Genomic DNA, 10,207 nt, shown 5'->3' with positions numbered 1-10,207 from the left:
TAATATACTCACGAGTATAGTTACTCCATGTCGAGAGACATCAGTCCCACCGCCTAGCCTGGCCTCCCCTCCTCGCTATGCAGCGTAAAGATGGATGACCCGAAGCCCGCAGGCTCCCCCTGCGGGCTTTTTATTGATAGGGGGACCCAAGGATCGACCGCGCTCAAACGCCGCTACAAAGCAGGTAGATAGAGCAGCCAAACTGCACGATCAACCATATCCACCCTGCCCCGAGGAGTTGGGCGCGGGTTCGCAGTGACCAATCGGATCGTTGCGATAGCCAGATCATGGCGTTGGCTATCAGCAGCGAAATGACGTCGCGGACAAAGTAGCCGTGAGGCGTGAACGGCGGGCCCTGGGCAATCACCATCCGGCCAAGCACCAGGGCCAGTATCGAGACGAGAGCAGCGGCAATCTTCAAAGAAATGCCTGGCGTCGGGGGCGGTCGCTGCCGCGATGGGGCGGTAGTTTAGCGCGTGATTTTTGCGCCGATGCCAGCGCGCTCGGTTATGTCGATCCTTATCCGAGTTCCTGGGCGAGTCCAATCAAAAGCCCTCCTGGGCCGCGGATGTAGCAGAGCCGATACACGTCCTGGTATTGGACGACTTCACCCACGAGCTTCGCGTCATGCTTGCGAAGCTTTTCGAGCGTCTCGTCGATGTTGTCCACGGCGAACATGATGCGCAGATAACCCAGCGCATTCACCGGAGCGTTCCGGTGATCCGCCACGACCGATGGCCTGAGAAAGCGCGAGAGTTCGAGACGGCTGTGGCCGTCCGGCGTGCGCATCATGGCAATCTCGACACACTGATCGCCCAGCCCGGTCACACGTCCTGCCCATTCTCCTTCGATGGTCGCGCGCCCTTCCAGATCGAGGCCGAGTTCGCGAAAGAAAGCGATCGCCGCGTCGAGATCCTCGACGACGATCGCTATGTTATCCAGCCGTTTGAGCGCCATGTATCCAACCTTTTGCGCTTATTCGAGCGCCTATGTCGATATGTGTCTGGGTGTCAAAAACCCATATCTGGAATGGTCGCCGTAGCGAACGGCGCGATCACCGTCCAACCGAGGCGCGCATACAAGCTGCGGCCATCTTCCGTGGCAACCAGAAGCTGAGGGCTGATGGAAGACTTCCTCGCGGCTGCGAGTGCGCGCATGACGGCGATACCTAATCCCTTTCGCCGATGATTCGGCGCCGTTTCGATACGATCGTAAACGAAGGCATCCACGGTTTCCGCGGCAGAGCCGTTGGCAGCGAAGTCCCCATTCGGCGCGACAATTTGTACGCGGGTCACCTGTCCCACTTGATGGACTTCCATCCGGTAACCTTCTGGCAACGCACTCGGTTCGCCGGCGGTCGCGGTGGCCTGCATGAAGTAATTTTCCGGCTGAATTTCCCACCTTGGCGGGAGCGCGCCTCGCAGTTCCTCATTGCTGCCGCACAGTTTCAGGTAGTGTCGCGGGAGCGCAATATCGCGTGCTAAGCCGCGCAGCCCGTCACACAGCTTCGGAAAAACCCAACGCTTCACTTCCTTTTCCGAATGGGTGTCCACCCTGAAGCCGCCGCGATCGTGAACAGGAGGCGGCGAGTATCGTGCTAGCGAATGTGCTGTTTGCCACGCAAAAACAAGTTTCGGGTCAATGCAAGAACTGACCATTGTGGGGTCCATGCCTGTTTTGTTTTTGCCGCTTTTCCATCTTGCCTGCCGATGGACTACGGCGCGCACTTAGGCGCCGGATATTGGACCTCCCGGCGGAGATTTTCCATCACCAAGCTTGCACTTGAAATCGATCCCGCTAGCGGGATCGAGGTCGACGGCTAGAACTTGCGCGTAGCCCGAACGATCCTGGCCTGCTGGCCGCGAACTCCCACGTGATTAATACCCGCCTCTCTCTTCTGCAAGAAGAGAGAGGTCCGGGCAACATTCACTTACGTGTTTTTATGACTCTGGCGACCCGCCTCGGCATGTTGTTCGGAAGATCCGCCGCGATTGCCGCCACTCGCGTTCGATCCGCCATGACTATGTTCACCACCCTTCTGGCCGATCTCAGACATGTGCTTGCGGTCATGGCTGACCGACTCGCCACCTTTCTGGCCTATCTCGGACATGTGCTCGCGATCCTCGCTAACGGCCTCGCCGCCCTTGCGTCCCGCTTCCCTCGCCTCTTGCGAAGTGAATTCGTGGGCGTGTCCGCTTTCATGCGCAGCACGTCCGCCTTCGCTGGCGATTTCGCGCTGTTTGGATTCGTCCATGCCTGCAAAGCCGCGTCCGCCACCTTGACCTTGTTTGTTTTCGGTATTTGCCATGATTTTGCACTCCAGAAAAACATATAGAAAATACGGCACGCATGTGTGCCGCATTCCCATACTGGAGAGGCGTAGCTCTAGCGCAGGTCTTTACCCGGTGAAGGAGATTTCAAGCACCAGCGAAACGCTTGTCAGCTTGCCATGCCGGCTCATGTCCGCATCCGGACATGAGCCGCTGAATGCCTGAGGCTATTCCTTATCGAAGACCACGGCCGCCGCCTGAAAGTCCCCGCGCATCAGCAAGTCGATGCCAGCATGCATCCAGTACGCACCGCTCGCCACCAGCGGCGTGCGTGGATCGAACGTACCGGCGATGGCGTGGATGCGGTATTTCGCATTCGCATCCAGGCCCTGCAGATGCACGGTGGGATAGGGATAGTTTTCCGTACTCGAATGCAGGAAGGCGAACAGCACGGCGTGCGCGCGATCCGGGCTGACGCTTTCGGTGGCCGATTGTTCGCTGCCGTTCTGCGGAGAAACCAGACGATACAAGCTGCCTTGTTGCACGGTCTTGCGGATCGCCTTGTATTCGGCAACAAGGCGGCGTGCGGTGGCGAAGTCCTGCGGCTGCCATTTGTTCAAATCCGCGCCGATGCCAAGCGAGCCCTGCATCGAAGAGAGGAACCGATACTCGAGCGAGAGCGTGCGGCTGTTGACCCAGGTCGGTGAATCGGTGACCCAGGCCATCATCACCGCCGGCGTCCACGCCTGCGTGAAGCCGTCCTGGATGCGCAGGCGGTCGAAAGCGTCGGTGTTGTCGGACGTCCACACCTCATCGGTCAGATGCATCACGCCGAGGTCGATACGGCCGCCGCCGCTCGAGCACGATTCGATCTCGACGTTCGGATGCTTCTTGCGCAGCTCTTGAAGAATGCCGTAGTAGTTGCGAATGAAGTCGACGTAGACGTTCTTCTGCTCATCCGGCGCCACCGCGGGCCAGCCGGGTTCGGACCAGCTGCGGTTGTAGTCCCATTTGAGGAAGGCGATATCGTTTTCGCTGAGCAGCTTGTCCAGCGCGTTATACACATACGCGCGTACGTCGGCACGCGCGAGATTCAATACCAGCTGGTTGCGGCCTTCGGTACGCGGCCGGCCATTCATGTACAACACCCAGTCCGGATGCGCGCGATACAGATCGCTGTCGGGATTGACCATCTCCGGTTCCACCCACAGGCCGAAGTCCATGCCGAGCGCGTGTACGCGGTCGATCAGTGGCTTCAAACCGTGCGGAAATTTCTGTTGATTGACGACCCAGTCGCCAAGACCCGCCTTGTCCGAATTGCGCGCACCGAACCAGCCATCGTCCATCACGAAACGTTCGACGCCGATGCTGGCGGCCTTTTCGGCCAGCGCGATCTGGCCGGGCTCGTCGACCTTGAATCCAGTTGCCTCCCATGAGTTGTACAGCACCGGCCGCACACGCGGAGCCGGCGCCTGTGGCAGGATTTTCGTGAGTTCCAATCGATGCATCAGGCGCGAGGCTTCGCCAAGACCATCCGTGGCGACACCAGCGTAGAAACTCGGCGTACTCAAGCTTGCGCCGGGGGCCAGCTTGTAGCCGAAGTCGAACGGGTTGAAGCCACCGGAGATACGCACCTGCTCGACCTGGTCCTGCTCGATCGCGATCTGCCACGAACCGCTCCAGGCCAGCGCACCGAACCACACCTGGCCATGGGTTTCGTCCGCATCATTGCGGCGCACGGCAAACCACGGCTCATTCTGCATGCCCGTGGTGCCGCGTCGGCTTTCGAGCACGGTCTTGCCAGGTTGCACGGGGCGTTCGTTGATGTCGTTTTCCCCCGCCCAGCGGCCGGACAGGAAGCGCAAGGTGTAGTCGCGACTGCGCGGCAGGAACCAGGTCGCCGCGTTGGCCTGTTCGATGACCACGGGCGTTGCCGTCTGGTTGGATATCGTCGCGCTGCGGCGGACGATGCCGGTGCCTGCGTCCATCTCGTATTCAAGCGTGACAACGATCGCGCGTTCGATGTCCTTCAGCGCGACATATAGCGTGTCGCCCTTGATCGAATAGGACTGGTAATGCAGCTCCAGGTCGCGATTCCCGTCGGGAAAGGTGATCTTCACGCCCGGCTCGTAGTAAAGCCCGCCACCCCAGCCGCTGTATTCCTGGCGCACCCGGTTTATATCACCGTCAATGCCATCGGCCTTGGGCGGTGTCACGGCAGGCGGAAGTCGATCGGAGGCATCCAGGCGTGGACCCCAATAGAGCGATTGCAGCCGACCCTTGTCGTCCACGCCGAACGCGTAGGTGACCTTGGCCGCATCGAGGCGAAACACTTTGTTCGCCTGGTCGAAATGGATGGATTGTCCACTCGCCGCCGCGTGGGCGTCGCCGATGGCGACAATGATGGCGATCAGCATTACGACCACTGCTCGTGTAACGCGCATGGCAGCCCTTCCCCGTCATTTTTTGATAAATGTGATTAATCATACTAATGGGGATGTCGGATGACTACACCTCGCAAACGCCGGGTCTTGCCTGCAGGGGCCAAACGGATCCGAAATTCCATACAACCATCAATCTCACCTCACTGTCATTCCGGCGTAGGCCGGAATCCATTTGCACCCATACGGGATACATGTCGATTCAATGAAAATTCTACGCAGCGGCCAGCATGGATTCCGGCCTTCGCCGGAATGACGATGACGCAATCTGGAATATCATGCGACGTTCCGCCTATTCACCCATTCGCACCGCTGGTCATTACTAGCGAACCGCTCATCACGCCATCGGCGATCATCCGGCGCACGCTATTTAATCTCTTGCCATCCATAGCCGAGGAAACCCCATGGGTCGCTTGCCGATGTTCGCCACCCTGCTTGCCGTCAGCGGTTTCGTGCTTGCCGGCAGCACTACTACACCTGTCGTATTCGCTCCAGGCAGCATTTCCGGCAGCGGCGACAATGGCGCCGCCGCGTTCACGCCTGATGGCGCCACGGTGTATGTCATGCGCAGCGTGGGCGATGGCTCGGCGCTGTTCGAATCACATCGTGCCGGCGCGCACTGGTCGACGCCGCGTCCGGCGTCTTTTTCCGGACGCTGGCGCGACCTGGATCCGGCGATGGCACCGGATGGTTCGTACTTGATATTCGTATCCAACCGCCCTGCCTCGGGCGAAGGCGCGCCGATCGATGCGGTGCGTGGCGGCCGCCGCACGCCGGGGCACGGCATGAATCTTTGGCGCGTGACGCGCGAAGGCGATGGTTGGGGAAAGCCGGTTCACTTGCCCAATACGGTGAACACCTGTTCCATGACGTTCGCGCCGAGCATCGCTACGAATGGCGATTTGTATTACATCGGCTGCGGGCCTGGCGATAGCTTGCGATTGCAGCGCGCGGCGCTCCGTAATGGCCGCTACCAGGCGCCTGAATTGGTGGCGTTGGGCGATGCATCGATGCAGGTGCGTGATCCGGCGATCGCGCCCGATCAATCCTTTATCGTGGTCAGCATCCAGCGTGCGCCGCAACAGCCTTATCGATTGGCGATCGCGTTCGCCACGCCACATGGCTGGAGTACACCGCAGGATCTGGGCGATGACGTAAACAGCGGCACGCACGCGATGGGTGCGCAGCTTGGTCCGGATGGGCGCACGCTCTACTTCTACAGCGATCGGCGCGCGCCGGGCGAACGTGCGGACGCAAACCAGCACGGCGACCGCATCTGGCAGCTTTCGCTCGCACCATGGCTGGATGCGCACCAGCAAGCCGACACGGCCGCCGATGGTCCCTGGAATCTGCCCGAGGATGCGTCGCCCGCCTTCACGCCGGATGGCAATGCGGTGGTGTTTTCGCGCGGCAGCGGTATTGCCCGGCGTCTCTATATGGCCGAACGCAGCGGCGCGACCTGGACGGCGGCCAAGCCGGTTTCCTTTTCGCAGGACTGGATGGATCTGGAACCGGCCATGGCGCCGGATGGTTCGTATATGGTCTTTATTTCCAATCGGCCGGCGCATGCCGGTGGCGTTGTGCTCGATGGTTTCTTCAGCGGCAAATCCTGGCCGGGGCGCGGCGGCAACGCATGGCGGGTTGCGCGTAGTGCACGCGGCTGGGGCACGCCGGAGCGTCTACCCGATGTCGTCAACACCAGCAGCTCGATTTTCGCGCCAGCCGTGGCCGCCGATGGCAGCCTGTATTTCATGCAGCACGGTGCAGCCGACGGCAAGTTCCGGCTGTATCGAAGCGTGTACAAGGATGGCCGCTATCAACCGCCGCAAGCGCTCAGCCTGGGCGATGGCGCCAGCGCGGATTTCGACCCGGCGGTGGCGCCGGATCAGTCCTTTATCGTCTTCAGTTCAAACCGGCCGCCCTCGGCAAGCGGCGACAGCATCTTGTTCATCGCCTTCGCCACCGCCGACGGTTGGACGACGCCACAACCGCTCGGCCCGTCAGGCACCGAGTCGAGGCTTTCGCCCGACCTGGCCACGCTGTATTACAGCGGCGCGGACCGGCGCATTCATGCCTTTGCCCTGGGCGCCTGGCTGCAGCAGCATCGAACCAGGTCTTGAGGCACTTCTCGCCAGCCGGCGTCACCCGCACACTTGTTGCCATCCGCATGGCGGCAGAAGACGAGGATGGGGTGTCCACGCGCATCACGCCACAGCGATTGACTCGGCCGGCCCTGTTGCTCGGGTTCTGGACACTGATCGCACTGTCGTACACGGTGAGCGCCGGCTTGTCGTCGATCAGCGAAGGCCGCGCTGCGCATTGGCCGCGGGCTATGGTTTGGAATTTCGCGGATTTCTATTTGTGGATGCTGCTGGTGCCGCTGATCGCCAGCCTGGGCCGCCATACCGCAGGCCACGGCTGGCGGCGCTTCGTGGCGGTGCACGTGCCTGCGAGCCTGTGCATCGCCTTGGCGCACGTGGTGGTGCACATGGCGATCTTCTGGTCGACCTGCGGCGCCGGCTCGATGCCGGTCAGCACCTTCGGCGCCTTCCTGCGCATGGAATTTGCCTATGTCTATCACTTCGCGCTGTTGCTGTACTGGGTGATCCTGGCGGTGTTGCGCGGGCTGGAATCGCAGCGCCGCCTGCGCGACGAGCGCCTGCGCAATGCAGAGCTGGCATCGCAACTGGCGCAGTCGCAATTGCGCACGCTGCGGGTGCAACTGCAGCCGCATTTCCTGTTCAACACGCTCAACGCAATTTCCGCGCTGGCGCTGGCCGATCCGATCCAGGCGCGCCTGATGATCGCGCGCCTCAGCGATCTGCTGCGTCTCACGCTGGAAGAACGCCATGCACTGGAAGTGCCGCTGGCGCGCGAGCTGGAACTGCTGCGCTGCTATCTGGAGATCCAGCAGGTGCGCTTCCAGGATCGCCTGAGCACGCATATCGACGTGGCGATGGATACCGTGCATGCCGCAGTGCCCAGCATGATCCTGCAACCGCTGGTGGAAAACGCGCTGCGCCATGGATTGCTGGACAAGCCCGAGCCTGGCCAGTTGCAGATCGTGAGCCGCCGCGAAGGTGGCGAGCTGTATCTGCGCGTGGATGACGATGGTCTCGGGTTGCCCGAAGGCGCCGCCGAAGGCTTGGGGCTTGGCAACACACGCGCGCGCCTCAAGGTGCTGTTCGGCGAAGCGGCCAGCGTGGTGCTGGCGCGCAAGGCCGAGGGCGGCACGCGCGTGGAGTTGCGCTTTCCCTTTCGCGAACACGTGACGGAGTCCGCCGCATGAACGCGCCGCCGATCCGCACCTTGCTGATCGATGACGAAGTGCTGGCGCGCCTGGCACTGCGGCAGGCGTTGGCCGCGCATACCGACGTGGAGATCGTGGGCGAATGCGGCAACGCTGCCGAAGCCCTGCAGGCGATCACCGTATTGAAGCCCGACCTGCTATTCCTCGACATCCGCATGCCCGGCATGGATGGTTTCAAGCTGTTGCATCGGATGAAGCCCGACGCCTTGCCGATGGTGGTGTTCGCCACCGCTTACGGCCAGCATGCGCTGCGCGCCTTCGACGCCAACGCGCTGGATTATGTGCTCAAGCCAATCGACCAGGCGCGCTTCGACCAGGCGATGACGCGCGTGCGGCAGCACTGGCTGGGTTTGCAGGCGCATGCGGCGTCGACGCCAACCGCGCCGATGACGCCCGCCACGCCCTTGCACGTGCAACGCATCAGCGTGCGCATCGGCGAAAGCATCCGCGTGATCGCCACCGACGACATCGACTGGATTCGCGCAGACGGCAATTACGTGGAGATCCATGTCGGCGGCGCCAGCTACCTGCATCGCGAAACGTTGCGGCATCTGCTGGATGTGCTCGATCCGGCACGCTTCCTGCGCATTCATCGCGCAACCCTGGTCAACGTGGAGCGCATCCGTGAAATCCATCCGCTGTTCCAGGGCAATGCCGAAGTGGTGCTGCACAACGGCACCCGCCTCAGCTTGAGCCGCCGCTTCCGCACGCACGCGCGGCGTGTCCTGGGCATGGCCTGATCCCATCGCGGGCGCAGGCAACCGCTTATCCAACGAACGCAACCGCCTGTCACAAATCCGCAGCGCGCGGGGTTTGCTGCCTTGAGCATGAAGGATCGGTCACATTGACCTCATTAGGGAGCATGTATGCAGCGCAAGGTTTTGGTCTGGGCGATGGTATTGGCAATGGTTTGCGCCGGATCGGTGAGTGCCGCCGAACTGCTGGGGCCTGGCGTCATTTCCACCGGTTTGCAGGAAACCACCGCCACGTTTTCACCGGATGGGCAGACGCTGTACTTCATGCGTTCGGATTTCGCGGAGACCGACGACACCATTTTGCTATCACATCGCCAGGGAACGACTTGGTCCAAGCCGGAGGTCGCTTCGTTCTCCGGCCAGTGGCATGACTCCGAACCGGCTTTTTCACCTGACGGCAAGCGCCTGTATTTCGTTTCCAATCGACCGGTGCATCCGGGCGGCGCACCGATAGTCGCCGAGATGGGCGGCCAGCATTTTGCCGGCACCAATCTGTGGTACGTGGAACGCCAGGCGAACGGACGCTGGGGCGAGCCCATGCACGTGGACGGTGCGTTGAACGAAGACGCCATGCTCTACAACCCGTCCATCGCGGCCAACGGCGACATCTATTTCTCCGCGCACCGTGCCGATTCGGGCAAGCTCTACCAGATCTACGTGGTGCACCCCGCCGGTAACGGCTATTCCGATCCGCAGCGCGTGGAATTGGGCGATCTCTCGCACAATCGCATGGACCCGTGCATCGATCCGCGCGGGCGCTTCTTGCTGTTCGCCGGCAACGAAGGCGATTCGCTGGGCAGCGCCGACATCTATATCGCTTTCCGCCAGCCTGATGGGAGCTGGGGCAAGCCCGAACATCTCGGTGGCGATGTGAACACCAAAAGCCTGGAGAACGCGCCCACGCTGGGGCCGACGTTTGGCGAGTTGTATGTATCGAGCAACCGCCAGGAGGATGTACGCTTTCCCAAGACGCGCGACACCGTGGCGACGTTGCAGCAGCGGCTGGGCGGACCGCTCAATGGTTCGCGCAATATCTGGCGGGTGAATATCGCCGATGTGTTGCGCGCGCATGGGTTTAAGGATTAGTGCACGCCAGGTGGGCGCGTTAAGTCACTGCTTGCCACAGCAGCGCCCTCCCCTACTGCACGTAGGGGAGGGAGCAGCTACTCGTGCAGCTGAGATTGGACGCTAATCAGGCACCCGAACGACCGCCAGCATTAAGGCAACACTGATCAAGTATCGCCGTCGTCATGATGTCTGGAAGGCTCGCAGGGTGTGTTGCGCGGCGCCGGGAAGACTGGCCGTCTTGCTAAGCCGCGCGGCGCAGCCTGCGGGCCTTCCAGACATCACCCCATCACTTTGAATTCAACACGTTGGGGCCAGCCCTGTCTGTCCGCATGCCTTCGGTCCGTCGCCTCGACAGACGGCCAG

Annotated in this window: 8 protein-coding genes and 1 pseudogene; 4 read left to right on the top strand and 5 right to left on the bottom strand. The window is 61.6% G+C overall.

Annotated features, from left to right (window positions below):
• Positions 1 to 163 precede the first annotated feature (163 nt).
• From ACTHNE_RS12425 to ACTHNE_RS12405, 5 genes and pseudogenes are all read right to left on the bottom strand, one after another.
• A complete protein-coding gene (locus tag ACTHNE_RS12425; RefSeq protein ID WP_440269408.1) occupies positions 164 to 421 on the bottom strand; it encodes a hypothetical protein in 258 nt (85 codons plus the stop codon).
• 98 nt (positions 422 to 519) lie between these two features.
• A complete protein-coding gene (locus tag ACTHNE_RS12420) occupies positions 520 to 957 on the bottom strand; it encodes a VOC family protein (protein ID WP_440269407.1) in 438 nt (145 codons plus the stop codon).
• 53 nt (positions 958 to 1,010) lie between these two features.
• A complete protein-coding gene (locus ACTHNE_RS12415) occupies positions 1,011 to 1,727 on the bottom strand; it encodes a hypothetical protein (protein WP_440269406.1) in 717 nt (238 codons plus the stop codon).
• 350 nt (positions 1,728 to 2,077) lie between these two features.
• A pseudogene (locus ACTHNE_RS12410) lies at positions 2,078 to 2,308 on the bottom strand (KGG domain-containing protein); the annotation flags it as partial.
• Between the two features lie 189 nt (positions 2,309 to 2,497).
• Complete coding sequence (locus ACTHNE_RS12405; protein ID WP_440269405.1) at positions 2,498 to 4,714, bottom strand: alpha-galactosidase; 2,217 nt, start codon at positions 4,712 to 4,714, stop codon at positions 2,498 to 2,500.
• A 401-nt stretch (positions 4,715 to 5,115) separates the two neighbouring features.
• Here ACTHNE_RS12405 and ACTHNE_RS12400 point away from each other — a divergent pair, with 401 nt between their 5' ends.
• The 4 genes from ACTHNE_RS12400 to ACTHNE_RS12385 all read left to right on the top strand — a co-directional run bounded on the left by ACTHNE_RS12400 (position 5,116) and on the right by ACTHNE_RS12385 (position 9,862).
• Positions 5,116 to 6,831, top strand: coding sequence for a hypothetical protein (locus ACTHNE_RS12400; RefSeq protein WP_440269404.1), 1,716 nt, complete (start codon positions 5,116 to 5,118; stop codon positions 6,829 to 6,831).
• Positions 6,832 to 6,878: 47 nt separating this feature from the next.
• On the top strand, positions 6,879 to 8,000 hold the full coding sequence (locus ACTHNE_RS12395) for a sensor histidine kinase (RefSeq protein ID WP_440269403.1): 1,122 nt from the start codon (positions 6,879 to 6,881) through the stop codon (positions 7,998 to 8,000).
• Complete coding sequence (locus ACTHNE_RS12390) at positions 7,997 to 8,761, top strand: LytR/AlgR family response regulator transcription factor (RefSeq protein ID WP_440269402.1); 765 nt, start codon at positions 7,997 to 7,999, stop codon at positions 8,759 to 8,761. Before ACTHNE_RS12395 ends, ACTHNE_RS12390 begins: the two co-directional genes overlap by 4 nt.
• A 126-nt stretch (positions 8,762 to 8,887) precedes the next feature.
• Entirely contained in the window at positions 8,888 to 9,862 is a 975-nt protein-coding gene (locus ACTHNE_RS12385; protein ID WP_440269401.1) for a hypothetical protein, read from the top strand.
• Positions 9,863 to 10,207 lie beyond the last annotated feature (345 nt).

This window comes from Dyella sp. (assembly GCF_051954575.1).
Lineage (GTDB): Bacteria > Pseudomonadota > Gammaproteobacteria > Xanthomonadales > Rhodanobacteraceae > Dyella_B.
Note: the sequence above shows the minus strand (reverse complement) of the source record. Positions and strands in the feature narration are given on the sequence as shown.